This window comes from Anabaena sp. 90 (assembly GCF_000312705.1).
Classification (GTDB): domain Bacteria; phylum Cyanobacteriota; class Cyanobacteriia; order Cyanobacteriales; family Nostocaceae; genus Dolichospermum; species Dolichospermum lemmermannii.
Genome location: NC_019427.1, coordinates 3,014,506 through 3,039,390 on the forward strand (window position 1 = coordinate 3,014,506; position 24,885 = coordinate 3,039,390).

25 protein-coding genes and 1 tRNA gene are annotated in these 24,885 nt (G+C 37.5%); 13 read left to right on the top strand and 13 right to left on the bottom strand.

Annotated features, from left to right (window positions below; all coding sequences use genetic code 11):
* Positions 1–236: 236 nt before the first annotated feature.
* Complete coding sequence (locus ANA_RS13120; protein WP_015080539.1) at positions 237–1,337, top strand: hypothetical protein; 1,101 nt, start codon at positions 237–239, stop codon at positions 1,335–1,337.
* Between the two features lie 73 nt (positions 1,338–1,410).
* Here the strand turns inward: ANA_RS13120 and ANA_RS13125 are convergent, their stop codons facing one another.
* The 3 genes from ANA_RS13125 to ANA_RS26605 all read right to left on the bottom strand — a co-directional run bounded on the left by ANA_RS13125 (position 1,411) and on the right by ANA_RS26605 (position 4,576).
* Entirely contained in the window at positions 1,411–3,243 is a 1,833-nt protein-coding gene (locus ANA_RS13125) for a peptidoglycan D,D-transpeptidase FtsI family protein (RefSeq protein WP_015080540.1), read from the bottom strand.
* 56 nt (positions 3,244–3,299) lie between these two features.
* Positions 3,300–3,971, bottom strand: a complete 672-nt coding sequence (locus ANA_RS13130) for a hypothetical protein (RefSeq protein ID WP_041458056.1) — start codon at positions 3,969–3,971, stop codon at positions 3,300–3,302.
* Positions 3,972–4,279: 308 nt separating this feature from the next.
* Positions 4,280–4,576, bottom strand: a complete 297-nt coding sequence (locus ANA_RS26605; protein WP_015080542.1) for a hypothetical protein — start codon at positions 4,574–4,576, stop codon at positions 4,280–4,282.
* 357 nt (positions 4,577–4,933) lie between these two features.
* Between ANA_RS26605 and ANA_RS13140 the strand changes: the two genes are divergently transcribed.
* Both ANA_RS13140 and ANA_RS13145 read left to right on the top strand, forming a co-directional pair.
* Positions 4,934–5,611 (top strand): glutathione S-transferase family protein, encoded by a 678-nt coding sequence (locus ANA_RS13140; RefSeq protein WP_015080543.1) that lies wholly within the window; start codon positions 4,934–4,936, stop codon positions 5,609–5,611.
* 53 nt (positions 5,612–5,664) lie between these two features.
* Complete coding sequence (locus ANA_RS13145) at positions 5,665–5,979, top strand: hypothetical protein (protein WP_015080544.1); 315 nt, start codon at positions 5,665–5,667, stop codon at positions 5,977–5,979.
* Here ANA_RS13145 and ANA_RS27725 read toward each other — a convergent pair whose 3' ends face one another.
* Entirely contained in the window at positions 5,980–6,186 is a 207-nt protein-coding gene (locus ANA_RS27725) for a hypothetical protein (RefSeq protein ID WP_041458058.1), read from the bottom strand. It abuts the gene before it with no gap.
* Positions 6,187–6,283: 97 nt separating this feature from the next.
* Between ANA_RS27725 and glgB the strand changes: the two genes are divergently transcribed.
* Both glgB and ANA_RS23615 read left to right on the top strand, forming a co-directional pair.
* Positions 6,284–8,575: a 1,4-alpha-glucan branching enzyme gene (gene glgB / locus ANA_RS13155; RefSeq protein ID WP_015080545.1), complete on the top strand. Its 2,292-nt coding sequence runs from the start codon at positions 6,284–6,286 to the stop codon at positions 8,573–8,575.
* A gap of 150 nt (positions 8,576–8,725) precedes the next feature.
* Positions 8,726–10,495: an RNA-guided endonuclease TnpB family protein gene (locus ANA_RS23615; RefSeq protein WP_158310532.1), complete on the top strand. Its 1,770-nt coding sequence runs from the start codon at positions 8,726–8,728 to the stop codon at positions 10,493–10,495.
* A 312-nt stretch (positions 10,496–10,807) separates the two neighbouring features.
* Here the strand turns inward: ANA_RS23615 and ANA_RS27095 are convergent, their stop codons facing one another.
* Positions 10,808–11,017 (bottom strand): hypothetical protein, encoded by a 210-nt coding sequence (locus tag ANA_RS27095; RefSeq protein WP_200863826.1) that lies wholly within the window; start codon positions 11,015–11,017, stop codon positions 10,808–10,810.
* Positions 11,018–11,269: 252 nt separating this feature from the next.
* Between ANA_RS27095 and ANA_RS13165 the strand changes: the two genes are divergently transcribed.
* Both ANA_RS13165 and ANA_RS13170 read left to right on the top strand, forming a co-directional pair.
* Positions 11,270–11,515, top strand: coding sequence for a UPF0175 family protein (locus tag ANA_RS13165; RefSeq protein ID WP_015080547.1), 246 nt, complete (start codon positions 11,270–11,272; stop codon positions 11,513–11,515).
* A complete protein-coding gene (locus ANA_RS13170; protein WP_015080548.1) occupies positions 11,512–12,003 on the top strand; it encodes a DUF3368 domain-containing protein in 492 nt (163 codons plus the stop codon). Before ANA_RS13165 ends, ANA_RS13170 begins: the two co-directional genes overlap by 4 nt.
* Before the next feature lie 122 nt (positions 12,004–12,125).
* On the opposite strand, the gene ANA_RS13175 is transcribed toward ANA_RS13170, so the two are convergent.
* Genes ANA_RS13175 through ANA_RS26610 form a run of 3 tightly spaced genes read right to left on the bottom strand, consistent with a single transcriptional unit; the run spans position 12,126 to position 12,787 of the window.
* A complete protein-coding gene (locus tag ANA_RS13175) occupies positions 12,126–12,425 on the bottom strand; it encodes a hypothetical protein (protein WP_039200204.1) in 300 nt (99 codons plus the stop codon).
* Positions 12,403–12,597, bottom strand: a complete 195-nt coding sequence (locus ANA_RS13180; protein WP_015080550.1) for a hypothetical protein — start codon at positions 12,595–12,597, stop codon at positions 12,403–12,405. Before ANA_RS13180 ends, ANA_RS13175 begins: the two co-directional genes overlap by 23 nt.
* Before the next feature lie 16 nt (positions 12,598–12,613).
* Positions 12,614–12,787, bottom strand: a complete 174-nt coding sequence (locus tag ANA_RS26610) for a hypothetical protein (protein ID WP_158310533.1) — start codon at positions 12,785–12,787, stop codon at positions 12,614–12,616.
* A 608-nt stretch (positions 12,788–13,395) separates the two neighbouring features.
* Here ANA_RS26610 and fba point away from each other — a divergent pair.
* A complete protein-coding gene (gene fba / locus ANA_RS13185) occupies positions 13,396–14,469 on the top strand; it encodes a class II fructose-bisphosphate aldolase (RefSeq protein ID WP_015080551.1) in 1,074 nt (357 codons plus the stop codon).
* A 131-nt stretch (positions 14,470–14,600) separates the two neighbouring features.
* Complete coding sequence (locus ANA_RS13190) at positions 14,601–15,074, top strand: DUF29 domain-containing protein (protein WP_015080552.1); 474 nt, start codon at positions 14,601–14,603, stop codon at positions 15,072–15,074.
* A gap of 364 nt (positions 15,075–15,438) precedes the next feature.
* Here ANA_RS13190 and ANA_RS13200 read toward each other — a convergent pair whose 3' ends face one another.
* Positions 15,439–16,236: a hypothetical protein gene (locus ANA_RS13200; RefSeq protein ID WP_015080554.1), complete on the bottom strand. Its 798-nt coding sequence runs from the start codon at positions 16,234–16,236 to the stop codon at positions 15,439–15,441.
* Between the two features lie 124 nt (positions 16,237–16,360).
* On the opposite strand from ANA_RS13200, the gene cobU reads away from it, so the two are divergent.
* Positions 16,361–16,948, top strand: coding sequence for a bifunctional adenosylcobinamide kinase/adenosylcobinamide-phosphate guanylyltransferase (cobU, locus tag ANA_RS13205; protein WP_015080555.1), 588 nt, complete (start codon positions 16,361–16,363; stop codon positions 16,946–16,948).
* Between the two features lie 316 nt (positions 16,949–17,264).
* Positions 17,265–17,642, top strand: a complete 378-nt coding sequence (locus ANA_RS13210) for a hypothetical protein (RefSeq protein ID WP_015080556.1) — start codon at positions 17,265–17,267, stop codon at positions 17,640–17,642.
* Between the two features lie 8 nt (positions 17,643–17,650).
* Here ANA_RS13210 and ANA_RS13215 read toward each other — a convergent pair whose 3' ends face one another.
* Both ANA_RS13215 and ANA_RS13220 read right to left on the bottom strand, forming a co-directional pair.
* Positions 17,651–20,704 (bottom strand): Eco57I restriction-modification methylase domain-containing protein, encoded by a 3,054-nt coding sequence (locus ANA_RS13215; RefSeq protein ID WP_015080557.1) that lies wholly within the window; start codon positions 20,702–20,704, stop codon positions 17,651–17,653.
* Between the two features lie 29 nt (positions 20,705–20,733).
* Positions 20,734–21,975, bottom strand: a complete 1,242-nt coding sequence (locus tag ANA_RS13220) for a hypothetical protein (protein WP_015080558.1) — start codon at positions 21,973–21,975, stop codon at positions 20,734–20,736.
* 258 nt (positions 21,976–22,233) lie between these two features.
* Between ANA_RS13220 and ANA_RS26615 the strand changes: the two genes are divergently transcribed.
* The gene (locus ANA_RS26615; RefSeq protein ID WP_158310534.1) at positions 22,234–22,380 is read left to right on the top strand and encodes a hypothetical protein; all 147 of its coding nucleotides are present in this window, start codon (positions 22,234–22,236) and stop codon (positions 22,378–22,380) included.
* A 580-nt stretch (positions 22,381–22,960) separates the two neighbouring features.
* Here the strand turns inward: ANA_RS26615 and ANA_RS13230 are convergent.
* Positions 22,961–23,033, bottom strand: a tRNA-Ala gene (locus ANA_RS13230).
* Between the two features lie 422 nt (positions 23,034–23,455).
* Here ANA_RS13230 and ANA_RS13235 point away from each other — a divergent pair.
* A complete protein-coding gene (locus ANA_RS13235) occupies positions 23,456–24,466 on the top strand; it encodes a class I SAM-dependent methyltransferase (protein ID WP_015080559.1) in 1,011 nt (336 codons plus the stop codon).
* Positions 24,467–24,519: 53 nt separating this feature from the next.
* Here the strand turns inward: ANA_RS13235 and ANA_RS13240 are convergent, their stop codons facing one another.
* Positions 24,520–24,879: a rhodanese-like domain-containing protein gene (locus tag ANA_RS13240; RefSeq protein WP_015080560.1), complete on the bottom strand. Its 360-nt coding sequence runs from the start codon at positions 24,877–24,879 to the stop codon at positions 24,520–24,522.
* Positions 24,880–24,885: the final 6 nt, after the last annotated feature.

Here is a 24,885-nt window from a genome sequence, read left to right on the forward strand (position 1 = left end):
CTGTAATTTTTATTAGTCAATATTAAGTTACCTTGAAGATAACTAAATTTCTGTACATTTAATTGGTAAAAATAAAGTAAATGTAGTCCAACATGATCAGGAATTTTGTTGGGTTTCCTTGCTTCAACTCAACCTCCGAGATCAGGACTTTTTAGCCTGAACTAAGCAGTATTGATTCACAACGGCATAAAATATGGATATAATTGATTATATTTATCATTAATTAGGTATAAAGTATGTTCTCCTTTGGTATTGAACATGAAGTTGCTTTTCTCAATCATCAAGGAAAATTCGCAGATTTCCAGAATACAAAATTTGCAGATTTTCAGCAAATTGTTGACAAATTACCTATCTATCCCACTGACTACCCACAATTAAGAGTTGGTGATGCTGGGATTAAGAAAAAGCGGTGGTATATTGAAGGATTTGAAAGATTTAGCGACTCTGAAGAAGTAATTGACTGTGTAGCTAAAGGTATTGAAATTAGAACAACTATCCACTCTACTATTCAAGGAGCAATTGATGAATTAACCGCAAGTTTTATTTTATTACGTGATGTTGCTGCTAACTTTGGGTTTTCACCTGTTTTAGCCAGTTTTAATCCCTATACTTGCGTATTTAAACCACAACCCCCATTAAATGATTTTGAAATTAGGCAATTACAAGCTTATCCAGATGAACAAACTGCTCATATTTATATGGTTTCCTATGGACCAGATTTAAATATTTCTATGGCAAATTTATCTACTGAAAGGTTAATTGACATTGGTAAAAAGTTAACTTATTACAGCCCTTACATCATTCCTTTTAGTTATAGTTCTCCTTTTTATAATGGTGGTTTATGGGAAGGTTTATCAGTGAGGACATTTATTAGAACAGGAAAAAGATCCGCAACATTAGTTTTTTTAGAAACAGCAGAAGAACTGATTAAAAGTGTGCCTTCATTAACAAAAATTGCCCGCATTCCCTCAGAAGTAGGACGGATAGAATTTAAAGCTTGTGATAGTTGTGATAATTTCGCTATTTATGCAGGTTTATTAGCTTTATTAAAAGGTTTAGTATTAGATGAAACTTTACCAGGTAGAGCTATGATACCTGATGCTAATTTACACCAAATTTCGGCAAAATCAGGCTTTGAAAATGAAGACATTTTCGTTAACTCTTACAAACTTTTACAAGTTGCTGAAATTGCCCTGAAAGATGATCCTGATCTTGAATTTTTAACTCCATTAAAAGTCATTTTATCCGAGAAAAAAACAAAATCTCATGAATTAATTCAGTTATTCCAAAATTTAGGTTCAATTGAAGCCACTCTCAAGAAAAGTTATAACAGGTAATAGGTAATATTTACCAATCACCAATCACCAATCACCAATCACCAATGACCAATCACCAATCACCAATGACGAATTACTTTTTCTTTTCCTCCTTTTCCTGACTAGGAGGAATTTGTTCAATAGGAATTAGTGATTCCATCACAGTTTTCACAATTGGTGCAGCTACTGTAGAACCATAGGCATTTTCTCCCTTTGGTTCATCCACAACTGCAAACACTACATAACGAGGAGATTCCACGGGCAAAATAGCGACAAAACTGGTAATTCTTGCACCCTTAATATATCCACCATTAGGACTAGCTTTTTGGGCCGTTCCCGTTTTTCCACCAATGCGATATCCGGAAATTTTTGCAGCTTTACCAGTACCCACATTCACTACTGTTTCCATCATTTCCACAACCTTTTGAGTAGTTGTAGCTGAAAAAATTTGCCGTGGTTCTGGGAGAGTCAGTGAATAGTGCGTTACTCCTTGACTATCAATTAATCCTCGGACTACATGAGGTGTCACTAATTTGCCCCCATTAGCTAATGCACCATGTAGTTGTACCAGTTGTAGTGGAGTTAGAGAAAAACCTTGTCCAAAAGATGTTGTGGCTGGTTCAATGGCTGAAGAGATAAATTGTTCTTGACTTTTTAGTTGACCCATAACTTCAAAGGGTAAATCTGTCTCAACCTTTTGTCCTAGTCCTAAACGTTCTAGCCAGTTGTAGTATATAGATGGTTTTAATCGTTGAATGATTCTCACCATGCCAATGTTACTAGAAGTTTGTAAAATCTCAGGAATAGTTAATCGGCGATAACCAGTTTTTTCGGCATTTTTGATCGTATGTATCCCGATTTTAATCGAACCAGGATCTTCAAAAGTATCGTCTGGTTTGATTGCACCATTTTCTAGAGCGATCGCCACATTTACAGGTTTAAAAGTTGATCCCGGTTCATAAAGATCAGCCACAGTCCAATTTCTAAACAGAGAAATATCAGATTTAGCATATTGATTTGGGTTATAGGTAGGTTGGGAAACCAAAGCAAGTATTGAACCATCAACCGCATCCATGACAACCACTGCGCCTCGTTTGGCACTAAATTTAGTCATTTGTTCTTTTAATGCCCCACGGGCTACCCGTTGCACACGGCTATCAATAGTTAATTGCAGTTTTAAATCATCAAAATGCAGAAATCCCTCAGTCGCATAATCCGGCATCAATGACCCATTACCAGACTTACTCATCCGAACTGTTTGTCCAGAACGTTCTAGTAACTTCTCCTGACTATATTCCACACCAGCCTGACCACGACGGTCAAGATTAACATAGCCCACCACATCTGCTACCAAATCATCTTGGGGATAAAATCGAGAGTATTTTTGAATAAACTCGAACCCATTCAAGCGGAGTGATATCAACTTATCAGTAATATCTTCAGAAACACCAGAAGCTAGTAAAATTCCACTGCGTTTACTTTGGAATATTTTAACTAAATCAGCCTTTTCTCTGCCAATAACTGGAGCAATTTTCTCAGCAATTTCCTCCTGGGATAGATCAAATAACTTGGGATGGCTATAGACATTATAAACAGGACGGTCAATAGCCAATATATTATTACCCCGATCTACTACCGGACGACGGGGCATATAAGGGCGTAAATTGACCATTTGCTGGTTTCGTGCCTTTTGAGTCAGCTTTTTTCCCTGAACAATTTGTAACTGATATAAGTTAAATGCCAACCCTAGCATAGCAATCATTAACACACCCCACACAGCCAACAATCGTAATTTAATATTGGGTGGGTTTTCCGGTATTTTCGGATCAATATTTCCTATTTGAGTTTGTTTAGAGAACTTTCGTTGTCGTCTGAATTCTAAATTACGTAAATTTCTCAATTTTGTTTTAATTGATGACTTCACCATTAGAGCAACATATAAGTTAGGGAATAGGAAATAGAAAGAATTTGACCAATTACCAATTAATATCCTAATGGAGAAGGAGGTTCAGGTTGTAATTCTGGTTGAGAAGTTGAAAATGACGATTTGGGATAATTATTAGATGTTGGTGGTAAGAAAATTGTCCCTTCAGAAGTTGGTGATACCATTTCCGTCCCAGGCTGTTCGGCTTCCTGTGCCATTTTGCTAGTCAGTGTCGCATTGGCAGTATTTAACTGTCGCTCATGACGTTGTAAGCTTTGTAGTTTACGGTACGAGTCACTCCAAAGCTCTTGAGAATATACTGTACAACCATAAACTATTAATGTCGCTACCACTAATAAAAATGTGAAAACGGATGAATAGCGATTAACTGTATACATACGTAGCAACCATGTTGGCATAGTCGCAGCATTACTCATTTTATTTAGAGTAGCAGTTGATTGTTTATCGGTCCCGGTAGGTTGTTTTTTACTCGTTTCTAAGCTGGAAATGCGGGTTGCTGTCTTATTTCTGCGAGAACCTAAAAAATTTAAATTTATCCAAGCATTCCGGGAAATAGGTGATTTAACTGCTATCGGTTCACTCAGAAGTCGGGAGAAATTCTGTGTCTTTTTATTCGGACTTCGAGAACGTCGTCTATTCAATGACAAAGGAAACTTGCCCCATAACCAGGCATTTTTTGGGGAAACTGCTGATTTACGTTCAAAAACCATAATTTTTCTGATGGTAAATACTTTATTTTTGACTTGATTGAATTTTACAAGAAAGACTGGGAAGTTTGAAAGCCCCTGAATAAGCATTGCGTAGCAATGCCTTATATGCTTTAGACAGGGGATGAAAAACGACTCAGGTGGTTTTAACCTAAAGTTGCATTAATTAGATCAAGAATTTGAAGCTATTCTAACTCTTAATCATGATCTATTCGTGTTACATATAATCTACAAAAATGTTACAAAAAAGAATGAGTTGAAATATGTAATCAAAAAGTCCTAAAAAAAAATCAATAAATAAGGTATCTTATTCAACAGGCTGCATATTTTATTGCCACAATTGGTGAAAGAGGAGTTATGAAGACAAGAATTTTTGGTTTGGCTCTAATGTTAAGTCTGGCTACCATGCTTGGAGCTTGTGAAGGTGGTAGTGAACCAGCAGGTACTACCAGTTCTCCAGCAGCAACCACAGGTGGCGAACCAGCAGATACTGGTGCTACCCCTGCGGCGACAACCTCTCCTGCGGCGACAACCTCTCCTGCAGCGACAACCTCTCCTGCGGCGACAACTTCTCCTGCGGCGACTACCTCTCCTGCGGCTACTCCCAAAAAACCTTAGTATAGGGTAATACATCGCCCTCGTGATTAGTTGACTCTTTAAAAATTATTTTTCACAAAACTCTACTGAGAAAGTTAGCTTAATTTGTGGATAAAGACTAAAGATTCAACTGCCTAATGGTATCAAGTTGGGTAAAAAACAGGAACATTCATCAGGTTTTGCTTCTGGGCTAGATTCAGTTCTCGCCCAGTTTGATTTTTTTTATGTTCGTTTTCACTTAGTCTAGAACCTAAAAGCTCTCCTTACGAGTAAGGTCAATCAGAGAGCGAATTATCAGCAATTAACGCTGTTTGACCAAGGTTAAACTACGTTACTTGTGTATCTCAGTAACCAAGTAAGATCAATGTATGTTGTTACTGCAATTTAGTACATCTCATTATTGTCGCAAAGCCCGATTGGCATTGGGTTATAAGGGAATTAGTTATCAAGTTGAGAATTTAACTCCAGGGCTGCATATTTTAAAGGTCAAGCCCTTAACTGGGTTAACGACACTACCGGTACTGTTACCCCAAATTGTCGGACAACCCCAAACTATTGCTGACTCTACAGAAATTTTCAAATTTTTAGAAGGCTATCAACCTGAACCTGCTCTATTTTTACCCAATTCAGAACAGCAAACTCAAGCTGCGATGTTGGAAGATTGGTTAGATGAAAGTATAGGAACAGCTACTAGGTTTGTATATTATCAATTTCGCGCTAGTGAAGGTAAGTCAATTGACCCTTCGCTATTTAGCCAAATGGTGATTAAAATAGTTAGACAACAATATGGTATTAATGATACTACCGTTGAATTAGCGCGAAAAAGACTCGCCAATGCTTTGTTAGTATTATCTGCATATTGGCAAAAAAGTGATTATTTAGTGGGTAGCCGCTTGAGTATAGCTGATATTGCGGCGGCGGCTTTATTGAGTCCTTTAGCATTGATTCCCGATTATCGTCAGGAGTATCCACAGGTTTTTGAACGAATTATCAATATCCACCAGCTATGTGCTGAACCATTACCACCTGGACTTGAGAAATTATAGCAGGAGTCAGGAGTCAGGAGTCAGGAGTCAGGAGTTAGGAGTTAGGAGTTAGGATGAAACGGATACTGCTGCTTATTTTGGGCGTTACTACTAGCATTTTGATGGTATTAGTGGGTCATAGTGGTAAAGCAGTGATGGCATTACCACCACAAGAAGATATACCAGAAGAGATATTGCGGACAGAGATTATTCTAACAGTGCGATCGCCCATTGATGGCAGAATCCTCACGCCCGCAGAATATGCCGAATTGCAAGCACAAATCCAAATAAGTCCACCACCACGTTTAGCTTCTGGTATCCGCGATAAAGTATTTTTGCTGCAACTACGCAAAACATTATTACAACTTTTCCCATTTTTAAGTATTTAATCAGGGAATAGGGGGTAGGGGAGGTGGGGGAGGTTGGGGAGGTTGGGGAGGTTGGGGAGGTTGGAGAGGTTGGGGAGGTTGGGGAGGTTGGGGAGGTTGGGGAGGTTGGGGAGGTTGGGGAGGTTGGGGAGGTTGGGGAGGTTGGGGAGGTTGGGGAGGTTGGGGAGGTTGGGGAGAAATTTCTTTCTGACAACTGACAACTAACAACTGACAACTGACAACTGACAGTGGCGACAAAGATGCAAGAATATGAATAGTTAAAAAGTAGATTTAGTTAATCACCATATATCACATAGGTAGCTTCATGTCCACAACCACAGTCGCCCCTGAACAGGTTAATCGCATTGTTGGCAATCAACATCACGATCCCTTTGAAATTCTGGGTTCTCATCTCATCGAGCAAAATGGTAAAACTGTCTGGGCTGTGCGAGCCTATCTCCCAAATGCCAGCGCTGCGTGGGTAGTAGTTCCAGAAGAACGGAAAGAATACCCCATGGATACAGTGCATAATCCACACTTTTTTGAATGCACCATTGAAACCCCAGAACTAAAAAATTATCAGTTACGCATTAAAGAAGGGGAACATGAGCGAGTGGTTAATGATCCCTACGCTTTCCGTTCTGCCCACTTAACAGAATTTGATCTACATTTATTTAGTGAAGGCAACCATCACCGCATTTACGAGAAATTGGGAGCGCACACCACAGAAGTAGATGGTGTCAAAGGCGTTTATTTTGCCGTTTGGGCCCCCAATGCCCGCAACGTTTCCTTATTGGGAGATTTTAACCTGTGGGATGGACGCAAACACCAGATGCGGAAAGGACACACAGGCATTTGGGAATTATTTATTCCCGAAATCGGTGTAGGAGAACATTACAAATACGAAATCAAAAATTTTGAAGGGCATATTTACGAAAAATCCGATCCCTACGGTTTCCAGCAAGAACCCCGGCCAAAAACCGCATCTATTGTCACTGACTTAAATTCCTACACCTGGAAAGACGAAGACTGGCTGGAAAAGCGGCGACACAGTGACCCCTTGAGTCAACCCATTTCCGTTTACGAAGTCCATTTAGGTTCTTGGTTACACGCTGCTAGTGCTGAACCTGCCAAATTACCCAATGGGGAAACTGAAGCTGTAGTTGTCGTTTCTGAACTAAAACCCGGCGCTCGGTTTCTGACTTATCGGGAACTAGCAGATAAACTCATTCCCTACGTTAAGAAATTAGGATATACCCATTTAGAACTCCTCCCAATTGCCGAGCATCCCTTTGATGGTTCTTGGGGTTATCAAGTAACCGGTTATTTTGCGCCTACTTCCCGTTTTGGTACACCCGAAGACTTCATGTACTTTGTGGACGAATGCCATAACAATGGTATTGGTGTCATTGTAGACTGGGTTCCTGGCCACTTCCCCAAAGATGGACATGGTTTAGCTTTCTTTGATGGTAGTCACTTGTATGAACATTCTGATTCCCGCAAAGGTGAACATAAGGAATGGGGGACTTTAGTATTTAACTACAATCGCCATGAAGTCCGTAATTTCTTGGTGGCTAATGCCCTGTTCTGGTTTGATAAATACCACATTGACGGAATTCGGGTTGATGCGGTTGCTTCCATGCTCTACCTTGATTATTGCCGAGAACCAGGAGAATGGTTGCCTAACGAATACGGTGGTCGAGAAAATTTAGAAGCTGCTGATTTTTTACGTCAAGTTAATAGCTTGTTATTTAGTTATTATCCTGGTGTGCTTTCCATTGCGGAGGAGTCCACATCTTGGCCAATGGTATCTTGGCCTACCTATACGGGCGGATTGGGCTTTAACTTAAAGTGGAATATGGGCTGGATGCACGATATGCTGGATTACTTCAGCATGGACCCCTGGTTTCGCCAGTTCCATCAAAACAATATTACCTTTAGTATGTGGTATAACCACAGCGAGAACTTCATGTTAGCTCTCTCCCATGATGAAATCGTCCATGGTAAGAGTAATATCATCGGCAAAATGCCCGGTGATGAATGGCAGAAGTTAGCTAATATCCGCTGTTTGTTTGCTTATATGTTTGCTCACCCTGGCAAGAAAACCATGTTTATGAGCATGGAATTTGGCCAGTGGAGTGAGTGGAATGCTTGGGCTGATTTGGAATGGCATCTTTTACAGTTTGAACCACACCGACAGTTAAAGGATTTTTTCCAGTCTCTTAATCTTTTTTACCGTTCTGAACCAGCTTTATATACTCAAGATTTTGACCAAGCGGGGTTTGAGTGGATTGATTGTACTGATAACCGTCATAGTGTGGTTTCTTTTGTCCGTCGTGACAAGAATTCTGACGATTTTATGATTGTGGTTTGTAATTTTACACCTCAACCCCATTCGCACTACCGTATTGGTGTTCCTGAAAAGGGTTTTTATACAGAGTTGTTCAATAGTGATGCTCGTCAGTATGGCGGTAGCAATATGGGCAATTTAGGTGGTAAGTGGACTGATGATTGGTCTTTGCACAATCGTCCTTATTCTTTGGATTTGTGTTTACCTCCTTTGGGTGTGTTGATGCTCAAGTTGGATAAACAGAAGTCAGCACAGGTGATGGAATAATACTATAGGGTGGGCATTGCTCACCCTATTTTGATATATGCTTGATACAAGCCAATAAAAAATCAGTAATAAAAATAAGACATGAAAACCGTTGAGTGTAAAGTAAGGCTGAATAAGTCCCAAGAAAGCTATTTTATTGGAAATAATACCTTGGAATCTCAATGGTTATGGAATTTAGGATTGGAACTTCTCATCGAGTACCATCAATTTGAGTATTACAAGTGGTTAGAGAAGAAAGCCTCAGAAAAGGGTATTTCTCTAGAAAATATTGATAGATACTGGCTGCGATTTCCAAAACATAGTGCTTGGTCATTGCCAATGATACCAAACGAACAGCGAATGCAATCGCTACTCACTGAATGGAAAGAAAGCCAGGAATATAAATATTTTGGTTTAGGTGGTGCTACCTGCCAAATAGCTTTTATTGACAAAGACAGAAATTATCAATTAATCCCTAAGAGATTGCTTCCCAGTGAACCCAGACTACAAAAACATGGCCAGTCTGTAAAGAGTATTTCCAGAACACTGGAAGGTTATTTAACTAAAACTCGTTGTAATGTTTTTAGACAATCACAGAATTTACCACCACTACAAATTGATTGTGGCTACATGGGTGGTTTACTTAATCATCTAGCTAATAGTTGGGCAGCGTACATCGATCCTCAACGTCGTGATAGTCACATCCCTAAATGGAAGAAAGAAGCAGTTAAAACTTTTAGTTGCCTCGATACAGAACGTATTAAACTCATAGATGATCAGTTATTTATACCTGGCGTTAAAAGTGGTATTAAGTTTGTTAATAAAAATCACAAGAGGCTGAAAGAAGGCGATGAAATTCGTAGTGTTGTGATTAAAAATAATTCGTCAGGGTGGTATGTTTGTCTGACAGTTGCTAATAAATTAGAGGTGGAATTAAGACAAAAACAAAATTCCATCAAAAAAGAAACAGACGATGATAAAAAGAGAGAAATTAAGTTAAAAATTGATCATTTAAAAATAAAGTTAGATATTCGCTCACGTCAAGAAGCGGGAATTAAACCCAGTAATAAAGCTACTGGTATCGATCCGGGTGTTAAAGCTATGGTGGCTACTGATGGAGAAGCTTTGATCAAACCTCCAATAGCTTTAAAACTTCAAGAGGCAAAACTAACAAGGCTACAGCGTAAGCTTTCCAGACACAAAACCCATAGTAAAAACTTTAATAAGACTACTGCTAAATTAGCCCGTGTACACGAAAATATTAGACGAAATCGCACCGCATATCATCATAAAGTTAGTACCTATTTAATCAGAAACTTTGGAGCGATCGCTTGGGAGGACACCCAACATAAAAACCTGACTCGTAAGCCCAAACCTAAACTTAGAGCAGATGGTAAAGGCTATGCCAAAAACGGTGCTAGAGCAAAATCAAGATTAAACAGAAACTTGCTAGATGTTGCGTTAGGTGGATTGAGAGAAAAAACCAAGTCCAAGATGACTACTTACCGTGGTGAAGGTTATTTTATTTTGACTAAACCTCATTACTCTAGCAAAAAGTGTTATTGTTGTGGGGAAAAAGGCAACAGACGCACTCAGTCAGATTTTTACTGTACTAATCCCCAATGCCGATTACATGGGGTAAAACAGCAAGCAGATGTCAACGCTGCAAGAAATCATCTGCTAAATTCAGGCTTCTTACAATCTGGAAAATACCGCCTTTGGGATTGGTATCAACAGAATCAAGAAGATACCCCGCTTGGGGCTGGTAACAGCGTGGCAACACCGGGGGAATTTAAGCCTGTTGGGGAAACCCTATCTAGTGGAGACGTGCTACTAGGAGAGACTGAAACCTTGAGGAGTAAGTCTATGAGACAGGAAGCGGACACACCCGCACCATCACCGGAATATGGTGATCAACTATATAATTTTTCAGAGAAGTGAGAATAGGTATGTGCATAATTTAGTTCACTAAAATCTACATCTACCTTATTCTCTGAAAAATCTGGTTAGTTGCAAGCGAGTCGAACATGGGATTAAACAAATCTATGACGACGGGTTTCCGAAAATTTGTCATTGAGTGAATTTTCTTTGCGGATTGTTTTGTGCGCCATGGCGCACAAATTTCCCAGAGATGAATTTTGTGCGACAATTTTTTCTGCCTCCCAACTCTGTTGGTATGACGCTTTTTAAGTAATTGGACAAAATTAATTACACAAAAATTGGGGCTGAAATCCTTGACTGGTAAAGAATTAGTCAATAATCAATAGCAAATTCCAGTGGATTTGGTAATCTTATAAATGTGCCGAAAGCTAACCGGAATACATGATTAGCAGTTTTGATTTCCTGTTCTTGTAGTAAGCGAATAGAAAAATTCATATAAAAGTAGAATATAAATATACTGATATTACAGGGGAGAGGAATTACGACTTGACTAGCAACATCGGAATTCAGTGCAGTTAACATAGCATCATTAATGACAAATTAATATAAGTATTGAATCATAGATGCGATCGCTTAAAGTTCATTTACGGCAAAATGCGATATTACATAAAATGCCACTGCTTATACTATAGCGGTTATTGGTTGAGTGAAATACAAGAAACCAACACCCTCTCCGCAAGCGAGGAGGGGGCTTATGACTGTATATCATGCGAGTGCATACCGCTATAATGTTTGCAATGAATTATAATAATAATGGTTCAGAGGATTATAAATATGAGTGTAGTTATTCCCAATGAAATACTAACCACAACTCGCATGAATGAAGAGGAAATGAAACGAGAAATTGCGATTATGCTATTTCAAAAAGAAAAGTTAACTCTTGCTCAAGCTAGTCGCTTTGCTGGTATGAATCGTATAGCATTTCAACATTTACTCGCAAGTTATCAAATCCCAGTTCATTACGGAGTAGAGGATTTTGAACAAGATATCAAGAATTTGCGGGAGATGGGTAGACTGTGATTGTTGTCAGCGATACTTCACCCATTAATAATCTTGCAGCTATTAACCAGCTTCACTTATTACAACAGCTTTACGGAACAGTTCTAATTCCTGAAGCCGTTTATCAAGAATTAACCGATCCTGATTTTCCCGTAGCGGGTGCAAAGGAAGTACAAACTTTTACTTGGATTCAAATCCGTGCAGTTGAAGATCGGACGATGCTTAAAGCACTTAGCAGTGAACTTGATCCTGGAGAAGCAGAGGCTATAGTTTTAGCCTTAGAAATGAAAGCAGAACAAGTTTTAATTGATGAACGTCGTGGCCGCATGATTGCTGCTAGACTTAATCTCCATTACACCGGAATTTTAGGAGTTTTAGTAGAAGCCAAAAGTCAAGGTTTCATTTCTACTGTTAAACCGCTGTTAGATGATCTTATTAATAAAGCAGGATTTTGGGTTGCTGAACCTTTGTATAAAAGTGTCTTACGGCTAGTTAATGAAACAAAGTAAAATCAGGCCAGAAGATTATGGGTAATTATTTAATCATAGATGCGATCGCCAGTAGGGGCAAACCCCCTGTGGTTGCCCCTAATACTGCGGATCAATCAATAGGTGATCCCCATAACTAGAATCTAACTAGCTTTTTGATAATAGGCGTTGAAAAATAAGACTTTGGCATTATTGGAAGTTGTGTAGGCATCATCTGGATTACCCCAACCAAGTTCTAAACTAATAGGGTATAAATAGCCGTCTTTGGCATAGGGTGTATCAGAAATATCGTCAGTTTCTACCCATTCACAGCGTTCTGCTAGTGCCAAGATTTCATTTGAGGTAATAAGTTTACCTTCATTACTGGTTGCCTGTACAAGTCTCAATCCATCAGTCTGGTTTAGCCATTGTTGTACAGTTTCAATGCTGGTTGCTACTGTCATCGCTGTCATACTCCTTTCGACATTTTTCTAGTAACCCCTTCTCAGTTTCCCCCAAGTGAGTTTCCCAACCTTGCTGGTAAATATGCTCAATGTCTTGCTCACTAGGACATTTACCCCGTCTTAACGCCTTTCTCCCTCTGAGAAAAGCTTCTGTATATCCTGGTCTAGTCATTTAAGGTTGGCGATCGCTAAATTTTCCCTGCTCTTTTTAATTCAGTTTCAACTAACTCAGTTATACGCTTACTCATATCCGTATTTTGTTCGGTGCAATATGCCTTAAACAGCCTACGGTAATCTTCTGGTAAGCTAACGCGGACTTGTACCATATCTGTTTTATTGACTTTCTCGTTGTTTTTATCCATAAGGGACTTCCAAGAAATAAATTATCCTGATTAACGAACCACAGAGGCGCAGAGGACACAGAGGAATAAGGGTTTGAGAGATTTTTGCATTAGGTTGTTGAGTATTTTTTTATTTGGAAGTCTCTAAGTATTTTCCTATATAGCCACTATAGCCACTAATTTCCAAAATAGCATTAGTGGCTACATAGCATTTTATTACCATTTAGCCAATAAAATATAAGAATTGTCTATATATCCACTGTAGTCAAAACTGGCTATAGTGGCTATGTTGAATATAAAGCCAATTAACGATTTATTACTGATTAATTAAGACTAGGAGTTACGCATTGACAAGAAACTTTAAATGACTGGTTTGTTGTATACGTTTGAACTGCAAATTGCGATCGCCAGGTAAATGCACAGGCTAACACTTAGTTTCTAGATTTACAAAAAGATTACATAGCTGGAGAATATCAGCCTATAAATTTTCTCAACAAAAGCACCCACTACTAGATATAATTTTCTGTAAGTTGAAAAAAACATTAAGATTAGCGTAAAAATTACATTAAAATAAAGATTACGCTTTTATTAAACTGACTAGCTAAATACCCAAATTAGGAGGAATATATATGGCTCTCGTACCAATGCGGTTGCTTTTGGATCACGCTGCTGAACACGGTTATGGTATCCCCGCTTTTAACGTCAACAACTTAGAGCAGATTCAAGCAATCATGAAGGCTGCGGTGGAAACAGATAGCCCCGTAATCTTACAAGCTTCTCGCGGCGCTCGTAACTATGCCGGGGAAAACTTCCTCCGTCACCTGATTTTGGCTGCGGTAGAAACCTATCCTGAGATTCCCATTGTCATGCACCAAGATCATGGTAATGCTCCTTCTACCTGCTATTCAGCTATCAAGAACAACTTCACCAGCGTGATGATGGATGGTTCTTTGGAAGCTGACGCTAAAACCCCTGCCAGCTTTGAATATAACGTGAGAGTTACCAGCGAAGTTGTCAACGTTGCTCACTCTTTGGGTGTCAGTGTTGAGGGTGAATTGGGTTGTTTGGGTTCTCTAGAAACCGGTGCCGGTGAAGCTGAAGATGGTCACGGTTTTGAAGGGACTCTTGACCATTCTCAACTATTAACTGACCCTGATGAAGCTGTTGACTTCGTAGAAGCAACTCAAGTAGATGCTTTAGCTGTTGCTATCGGCACAAGTCACGGTGCTTACAAGTTTACTCGTAAGCCTACAGGTGAAATCTTGGCTATTAGCCGCATTGAAGAAATTCACCGCCGTTTACCTAACACCCACTTGGTAATGCACGGTTCTTCTTCTGTACCTGAAGATTTATTGGCACTCATTAACCAATATGGTGGCGCTATTCCTGAAACCTACGGTGTACCTGTGGAAGAAATCCAAAAAGGTATCAAGAGTGGTGTGCGTAAGGTAAATATTGACACCGATAACCGTTTGGCTATTACTGCGGCTGTGCGTGAAGCGTTGGCTTCTAATCCCAAGGAATTTGATCCTCGTCACTTCCTCAAGCCTTCTATTAAATATATGCAAAAGGTTTGTGCTGACCGTTATCAACAGTTTGGTACTGCTGGTAACGCAAGCAAGATTAAGCAAGTTTCTTTAGAAGATTATGCTGCTAAGTATGCTAAAGGCGAATTAGCAATGAGAGCGGCTGCTAAAGTTTAATTTGGCAGTATGAGAATTAGGGCATAGCATTGCTATGCCCCTACAAGAATAAACCAGGTAACGTTAATGTTTCCTGGTTTTATTAATTAATGTGATAGACTTAAGTAATGGCATAAATAAGGCTATCTGTTATGACTACCAATTTACAATCTACATCCTTGAGTAGTTATCTTTATGAGCAGGATTATTGTTCGTGGCTAGAAACGACAGCTAAGTTATTGCGTAATCATCAATTAGATCACGTTGATTTTGAGCATTTGATTGAAGAAATAGAGGACATGGGGAAAGAGAAAAGACGTGAACTTAAAAACCGACTCATAGTTTTACTCATGCACTTACTCAAGTACCAATATCAACCTAAAAAACGTTCTTCTAGTTGGGTGAGGACAATTTGGGAACAATTTTATCAAATTGAGTCTTTATTAGAAGATAGTCCTAGCCTCAAACCTTATTATTTAGAAATATTTTCTGATTGTTATTTAAAAGCAGTTCGTGCGGCTAATACAGAAACTAAATTACCTATTGATTCTTTTCCCACAGAGTCTTCTTTTCTCCCTGATGATCTGACTAATCCTGATTTTATCACCATGCAATTAAGTTCATAAATTTAATCGCAAATCCAGTTTCTTTAATTGATTGCCTAAAGATACTAATAATAGTAAGATGTGAAATTTATTGATTGCAATGGGCAATAAATCTGTTGGGAAAAAAAGGCCAAAAAATAGGGGGAAGTTGAACTTTCCCCCTGTTTATCGTTGTGATGATCATTTGACTTTTGATTTTCTTTGAGTTTCTGTCTGAGCATCTGTCTTTGTTTTTTTAGTTGCCATTTTCTTGCAGCACCACCTCGGCCTTTATCGTTTCTGCCCTTGTAGAGACGTTCCATGGAACGTCTCTACGATTTTTTTCGGAGATGTCTACTGTATTTTGGATTCAGTGAGAAAATATTTCAATCTGCAAGTAATTGTTTTAATTTTGTTGAATATGACTATGTAACATCACCAAGGTTTCCGCTAATTGACTCAAGCGATTTTCTAGGTCTTGTTTGCGTCCTAAGAGTTGCCTTAATATTTGGTGACGAGCGATCGCTATACTGACACTAGGAACTTGTTCGACTGGACAGGGACGAGACCAGACCTGACCGGCTTTATCTACTCCACATAGTCGGTAGTCAGTATGTAGTGGTTTATGAGATTCTTTTTCACCATTAGCACAAATTTCTTCTACATAGTCCATGAGACGCTCTACTTCTGCATGGCGTAATGCTGCTGTTCCTACTGTTTCTGGCTCTTGGGCATTGGATTCCAACCAGCCATTAATAATTGGACCTTCTAAGTAAATATCTTGAATATTTTGGACTATTCTTTGTAATTCTATTTGCCAACTAGCAACTTTTTCTTGGATTTCTTGGAGCATATTCATCGCTAGGGCTGGGTTAGCGCCGTGACGATGATTGCTGAATGATGGAGTTTTAAATTTAGGCAGAGTTGGCGTTTTTTCTCCATTGTCTTGGGCTGGAAAAGCTGGGACAGAATCATGGTGGGGAAATAAATTTGCCTCTGGAATTTTATGATTAACTGGATCTGCTTCTAAGTTATTATTGGTTTGGGCGGTAGTTGGGGAATTTTCTGTAGATTCCTGGGGACGGATACTAATGCGAAAGGAAAAGGAACGTTTGGTTTCATCACCTATTTCTGTGGTGACTTCATCATTGCGAGTTCCTAAATCATGTAATGTTGCCTCGATCCGTTTTAACCCTGGTTTCATAAGAATATCCTCAAATTTATGGTCTTGATCAAGAAAGAATTCAGGAGTACAAAAAGGTGGCGATTGTGGGGATACTTGATTTAACTCGTGTATTCTTTCTGTTTAAATATTATATGATCAAATGATGAGTAAAGTGATTTTGGTGACTGGTGCAGCCCGTTCTGGTAAAAGTGAATGGGCGGAAGATTTGGCGATAAATTCCGGCAAAACTGTAGTGTACATCGCCACGGCTACACAAAATCCAGATGATCAGGAATGGCTTGCACGGATTCAAAAACATCAACAACGTCGTCCTCAAGATTGGATAACTCTGTCTGTACCTGGGGAACTGACTGCTGCGTTGGCTCAATCTCAGCCTAATACTTGCCTGTTGGTTGATTCTTTGGGAACTTGGGTGGCTAATTTTCTGGAAGAGGATGATTTAGTTTGGGAAAATACTGTGAGGGAGTTCCTGGAAATTCTGCCGTTAGTTGCGGCTGAGGTGATATTTGTGGCAGAAGAAACTGGTTGGGGTGTAGTTCCAGCTTATCCTATGGGGCGCAAATTCCGCGATCGCTTGGGTGCATTAGTTCGACAGTTAGGGACAATTTGTGAACCTGTTTATTTGGTTACGGGTGGTCATGTTCTGAATTTGAGTTTATTAGGTGTACCGTTACCAGCAAAGAATAGGACATTAAATCTTCAGACATCTATTGACATTTCTTCACAATAGGTTCATTATATTAAATATATACGAGAGTTTTGTAGTTAGTTAATTTAAAGTCAATAAATATTTTGAGTAACTATAATGGTTCCGAATAGACTTGAATGGCTACAAAGAAAATAAACCTTTCTTTTTGAAAACTTGGTAGTTCTAGAGAAAATTTGCGTATTGAACTCGTTGACAGACAATCAAGAGCCTGAGAACATAATTCTAAGGCATATAGGATACCACCTTCACTAACTCAGTTGGTGATGTTGTACTAGATATTCACGACATCTCAGATGTCGGGGAATGTCCCGGTTAAAAGTATCAGTTAACCCATGCCATGTTTGACATATTGCCTTTTCGCGTTGAATTAGATACAGTTGCCATCGCTGGAGCTTGTTTATGGGCTTTAGCATTATATTTGAGTTTTTCCCAAGTTAGAGAATGGGTAACGACACAACTCAATCGCTGGTTCAATTTTGCTGAACAGTCCCTTTATACCAGTCAGTCAGAATTTGAAAAGACACGCAAAGCCAGAGAAGCGCAAAATTCCTTCTATGCTTCACTGTTTAGCATTTTCCCGTTTTTAATATTTGGTGGTTTATCTAACTGGATTTTAGATATCAGTTTAGGTAATAGTTGGGGAATTAGCATTGGGATACTTGCTTGTATGGGTGCTGGTGTTTATGAACTAGGACGCAGACAAGGGGAAGAGTAAATTTAAGTTTATGTACTTTGAATACTTTCAATCATAGTTATTTCTGCATCAGTTAATTCATAGAGTTCATAAACTAATTGATTGATTTGTCTATCAGTGGCTTGAATTTGTTGCTGAATCATTCTCTTGGCTGGGGGTGTGTTTGCTTGATTGAGTTGTTGATGAAGATCAAGTATTTGTTGTACTAAATTAACAATTAAATCATGTTTTTGCTTTTCTGAAATTTGAGAATTATCAATAATTTTAATAGGAAGATTGCGAATAAACCGAGATTCAAAACTATAGTAACCACCTCTCATTGATGTAGATGATTTTTTGAGATAAAATTCTAGGACTTGACTATTTAACAATCCTAAAATGTATTCCCATGAATAAATAGATTTAACTAAAATTCCATATCCTCCAGCGACACCACCCGTAAAAAATATCTCCCCTGTTTTATCCCATGTAAATGATGAACCAGTCGCAATATCAGGAGTAAATATTTTTGGTAAAGCCATGACATTTAAAGCTTGAAATCTACTATATCCATACCAATTTTCTCCTAACATTTTACTATTTTCTCTACTTTCTAAATAATCTTTATTATCTAGTAAATAATTCCGGGTTAAAGGATATTCTTTTTCAAAGGTATTCATAGAAATTAATTCCATTGAACCATTATTTTTAAGCATATAGGGAAAAATAATCAACTTATTAGTTTTAGACAAATAATATCTTTTACTATCACCACCTTTAATCAAAGGATGTAGTAAATTAGATTCTAACCAGTATGTTATTTGTTTTTCTTTTGAAAAAACCTGGATTAAATTATCTTCCCGTGATAATTCTTCGACGATATATATTTTATCAGCACTGGTTTTAATTCCTTGAAAAATCCTTTCTGTTACATCTTCTAGTCTAGATTTAATTTGTTGTAATTTTGCAAATAAATTAGCATCTTCTCCCAAAATAAAATTCCATGCTAACCCAGAAACTAACGAATGATTAATAATTCCTGTTTGACTATTATGATTATTTTTCCAATCTATTAAATCAGTAACTTTTTCCATTTCTAAATCAGATTGTTGTGATTTTCTCAAGAAAAGCAAACAAGTATAAGTTGAAACTTTTGGAAACACTTGTTGATCTCCAAAATGCACTATTTTATGAAGATATTTACCTTCAGCAATTAATTTTCTGATAGATTCCCCATATTGAGCATTAAAAAACTTATGGGGTAAAATAAAACCTAAATAGCCATCTTTTCTTAATAGCTCTAATCCCTTTTCCACAAAGACAACATAAATATCATAGTTTCCCTTACTAGCAGAAACATACTGTTGTTTATAAAATTCAACTTCTAAAGCAGCCCATTCTTTTAAAGCTTGGATTCTAATATAGGGAGGATTACCAATAACTACATCAAAACCACCTCGTTTCATAATAACAGAAAAAGCCGATTTCCAGTCAAAAATATTAACTCTATAAGCCGTATTTTCGTCTAAAAAATTTAATTGAGTATGTTGATAAAATTCTGCGTCTATCAAGGTATTACCACACTGAATATTATAATCTAAATCAGGTAAAGCCCTTTCCTTAAATAGCTGTAATTGTCTGCTAATTGTTTCTCCTGATTCTCCTTCTAATACCTTTAATAATAAAGATAGTTTAGTTGTTTCTACCGCTTGTTGATCAATATCAACACCATAAATATGAGTTAATAAAATTTGCTTTCTCTCACTTGCGGTTAAACGCCATTGATGATCTGAAATTTGATAGAATTTATTTTTGTATTTCTTGGGATTTTGTAAATATTGTTCTAAATACCAATCTAGGAGAAATTGATAGGCCACAATTAAAAAAGAACCCGAACCACAAGCAGGATCAAGAATTGTTATATCTTGGATTTTATCTGGTTTCTTATTTTCTAAAACCTTACCAATAGTTTGTTTAATAATATAATCAACAATATAACTAGGAGTATAATAAACACCTCCAGCTTTTCTTACTTCCGGTTTATCTTCAATAACTGCTTGACGACTTGCAGATATTTGAATGACTTTACCTAAAAATTGTTCATACACTTGTCCTAAAATTTCCACAGGAATCACAGAAAATTCATAAGGACTTTCTGGAGGATAGAGTTTTCTAATAATTAATGTTAAAATAGCATCATCTATAGTTAAATTCAAAGTAAAATCATCAGGATTTTCTCGTCTTTTTTCACCTTGAAAATGGAATAAACCCGAATTATAGCGATAATCTGCATTGATAAATAACCGCCCTAATTCTTGATAAAAATTTTCAAACTTTAATAAATTATATAACTGTTGATAAGGTTCAATTCCTCTATCTTCACAAATGCGTAAAAAGACAATTCTATTAATCGTCATTTGGACAGCAAAATTTAACTCTCTTTGTTCAATTTGGGGATTTCTCCAAACAATATTAGCAGCTAAATTTTCTCGCCAAATTTCAATTTCTTGGAGAAATTTTTGATCAACAGTAATCCCAGCTTTAACTTTAGTTTCCGCAAATCTTTCTAAAGAACCATTTAAGACAGCTTCCTTAGAAAAAAGATCATAAATCTCTTGCCATTTTTCCACATATTTTGTATAATTAAAATGTTTGATTCTCGCTATCAATGGAGAATCATTTTTATTTGGCATAATTCGACAATCATAAACTGCAAATTCTTCAAAATCTGTTAAAATGCTTAAAGGTAATTTTGCAGACCAGCCATAACGTCTGACTTGAAAGGCTGCACTCATATTATTACCAACATTAACAGCGGGTTTTTTCGCTTCCACAAAAAACTTTCTGACTCCACCAACCCAAAAACTATAATCAGGTGCTTTGGCTTTGTTTGCGTCGCTAATTTTTAAAGAATCTTCATGAACAACGTCTTTATAAATATCAGAAATTTGTCGTTCATTATTAATATCCCACCCTAAAGCAGCAAAGAAAGGATTGATAAATTCAATTCTAGTTTGTGTTTCATTAATTCCCCCTGCACGATACAATTCTATCGAAGAGTGAAAATGTTCAACAAGTTTAATAATGGTATCAGGTGCTTTCATATTTGAAAAAATGTTAGTTTTATATAAATCTATAATAACTCTTTTTTGACCAAAATTGCCAACTTTTCCGCAGCCCCACCTTCACCCCTAACACTGCGTAACTTATGACGAATAGCTGCTAATTTTTCGGGATTTTCTAACAAATCTAAAACCATTTTTCCCACAGTTTCGGGTTGCAATTTACCTACCAATTCTGGAACAATTTCTGCTTGCGCCCAAATATTCGGCCAAGCTAACAAACCCTTATTTTTTATCATCCACCAATTAATTAATTTAGCAAAACTAGAACCTACTCCCGGTAAATTTGCTAATATTCCTGGTAAACCATCCCAAGAACGCATAGCATCTAATTGTTGAGTTGGTAATAGGACAATCATCGGGACAGCTAATGCACCTAATTCTGCGGTATTTGCACCAACTGTAGTCAAACAAATAGAACATTGAGATAATAAATGATAAGCGGGATTTTCTGATTTTAATGCTACTATTAAACCTGTAGAAGTCACCAAATTATCACCTATTAAATCAGCACCTTGAAAGTTAAAAGCTTTAGCCAATGGGTTATTTTCAGGTTTAGCAAAATCAGCTAAAGTTGATAGATCTAAAGTTGGTGCAACAGGAATAAAAAACTTCGTCTGGGGTAATTTACTGTGAATATATTCAGCAATAGCTAAAGTTAAAGGTACACCTTGGGTTAATTTTGCTGCTTTTGAACCTGGTAAAATGCCAATAATGTTAATTTGGGATTTGGGATTTTCAATTTTAGATGTTATTTCATTCTCTGCCGCTTCTAACATTAAATCACCAACAACAGTGAATTTATCTATATATTTAGGAGAAACATTTTTCGCAACTTGAGCTTTCATAATTGCAAATTTATCTATAAAATTGTGCCAACGCGCTGACCATTCGGCGTAAACTACTGTTTTATATCCTAACTTCTTACCAAGAATAACGGGAAAAAGTTGATCACCACCTAAAAATACCACTGCACCTTGATTTCTCCAATCCCAATTTTCTGCGGTTTTTCCCCATAGTAAAAATTGCCAAAAATCTGCTGCTGCTTGAACTCTATCAACCTCTGGGTAGCCCAACGCTATAGCAGTTTCTTTTCCACTAGCATGGGGACAAGGTGATAATATTACAGAAATTCTTACTTGAGAAATATCATGTCCTAATTGTTCTCTCAATGCTTTGACAACAGGACGTACCCAAGTTGTAACTTCTCCTGGTCCATTGGAAAGAATGAGAATATCTACCGATGAAGTCATTTAATTATTACCTGATAAGTTATAAAATTCAATTATACCGATATAATGAATGAAGAGAATAAAACAGAATCTAGAAGTGAGCATCTCAATTAAATCTAGTAACCGGGTATCTAAAGTTTTGTATCATAGTTAATTAAATTAATAACAAAATCAAATAACAATGTATCATGGTGGTTAGTAGTGTAAATGTTTAATGCTTTCCTTGCTGTTTTCAAAGGGTATCAGGTAAGCTACGCCCTGATTTACCAATAGCAGAATGTGGAAGCTTTAACGGGTAAACTTAGTTGGGTAATACTGATGTCTAAGGAAAAAAAAGGTAATAAAGAAACTAAAAAGCCTAAGAAAGATGCCAAGGACAAAAAAGAGAAAAAAGACCCAAACAGATATGATGGTTTAGGCAAGTAAGAAATAGCAAGCAAATTCCTGAGAATTTCTTGTAGGTATAAAGCGGTATGCACTTGAATGAGATACTAATTTTAATCACGGAGTCCCACAATATAAGGGTTTTACTCCTGACGGCTGACCGCTGAAAGCTAAAAGCTGCTATAACAAGGGTTTTGGCTTAACCGACAGAAGCCCCACGTCTGACCCGATAGGGCAGCGGGGGATGAATGGCGCGTGAATTGACGACGGTTTTCCGACCAACGCGACAGCAAGGAAGGAAAACATGGAGACAATTCACAAAATTTGTGTTATGAATTGAATATCTCGGCAAGGCGAGAGAATAGCGATAACCAAGCTAGATACATGATCATTTTTGTTGATTAACCTTGATTTTGCCTTTGGAACGAGGGGTCAGCCTATCGCCTTAACATCAGTCTTGTTGTTCTCGAAGAGCAAAAAGCTGTTAACTGGGTAGGAAGCCTATACTTACCCGCAAGGGAAGTGTAGGTAGTTCACGTTTATATGGCTAACTCCACGCTAATGAGTTAACCCTAAATAGACTTCAACTCTAACTACTAAACTTCAAAATATTATAATCTAATGGAGCTAAGCGGATTCGAACCGCTGACCCCCTCAATGCCATTGAGGTGCGCTACCAACTGCGCTATAACCCCGAAATTCCAATGCAGTAAGCTTTTTGGCTTATTGGTTAGTTTTTTTTATTTGTCTCTTTTGTGATTATACATTAATCTATGTCAATTCAGTCAAGAAAGTTATATTAAGAAATATTAAGCAGTAAATTAACCTTGACACCGATAAACCAAAACAAAAAAATAGATGTGGTTTTCAACCTAATTAATCTCCAACCGCCTAGAATCATGCTGGAGAACATGAAAAAAAGGCTAGTACCGCAGTGCGGAATTAAAAATTAAAAATTAAAAATTAAAAAAGCAGATTACACAAGCTTTTGTCAAATTTTTAATGGTTGATTGACTTACGCCATTGTGTACTAGGGAAATGTTTATTTGATAGCTGAATGCTGACAGTTACGCAATAGGACTGCTATAGTAATTTAATCATATTTTTGCAAATACTTATGGCAGCAAATAAATTCTTGAAAAATATCATTATTAAACTACTGACTGGGGGATCAAAACCAGAGTATGCTCCACAGACTAGTCAACTAACTTTAGCAGATGCGATCGCCAAAATTGACGGGCTTTTTGATTGTGAGGCTGTTTTAAAAGAATTTGATGCAGATGCTACCATATCTTACTACACCCAAAGCGAGTGGGGTTATCAAATCTATCACTCTGGACAAGATGCTATCCACATGGCATTAAACCCTGATGGTATATTTGATCCAGATGGTTATTATGCTCAACCACGAGTAGTTGCTGAACAAATTCATAAACTTGATGCCAAGACCGTTTTAGAATTAGGATGTGGTAAAGGATTTAATAGCTGTTTTTTAGCCCAGCAGTATCCAGAAGTACATTTCACTGGCATTGATTTAACACCATCGCATATTAAAATAGCACGTCGCAAAGCCGATAAATTTGCTAATCTATCTTTTCAAGAAGGTAACTTTAATCGCCTAAACTTCTTAGATCAATCCTTTGATATTGTTTTTGCCTTTGAGTGTTTATGTCACGCCTCTGAAGCAGAAACACCACTGGCAGAAATTTTTCGGGTGCTGCGTCCAGGTGGACAATTAATTATCTTCGATGGTTATCGTAAAATTAAGTTTACACAACTCCCTAAATTACTGCAAACCGCAACTCAACTTGTAGAAATATCAATGGCAGTTCGTCATGGATTTTCAGAAATTAATGATTGGAATGCTATCGTCCAATCAATTGGCTTTCAAATTCAAACTATTGAAGATATTTCTTTAGCAATTCAGCCGACATTATTAAAATTACAAAAATTATCCTGGAAACTTTTTTCCTTGTCTTGGCAAGTGAAAATACTTATTTATTTGTTACCTAAATATTTAATTAGAAATTCAATCGCTGGTCTTTTAATGCCTTTTACTGTCAGTCCTAAAGGGGAAGCTTTTGGATATTATAAATTAATCTTAGAACGACCTTTAGAAGAGAGTTAAACTCGATGAATTTGAACTTTGAGCGCAGATAATTCCTGCGCCCCTACAATTTCCTAATATTGTGGCACAGAAGGATCAACTAAAATCGAATAAGCGGAAATTCCACCCTTAATATTTTTAACATTTGTAAATCCTTGAGTAACTAACCACCCACACATCTGAGCAGAGCGGATACCATGATGACAGAGAACAAGAGTTTCTGCATGAATATCAAAGCGGATAGGCACTTGTTCACTCCATTGCTCATATTCACTCAAAGGAAGATTGACAAAACCATCTAGCCGTGATAAAGCAATTTCCTGGGGTTCACGCACATCTATTAACTGAAGCGTTCCTTCATTACTGGAAAGACGTTTGGCTAGTTCCTCAACAGTAATTTCGGAAAAGGGTTGATCAAATGATGTATTTGTCATGCAGTT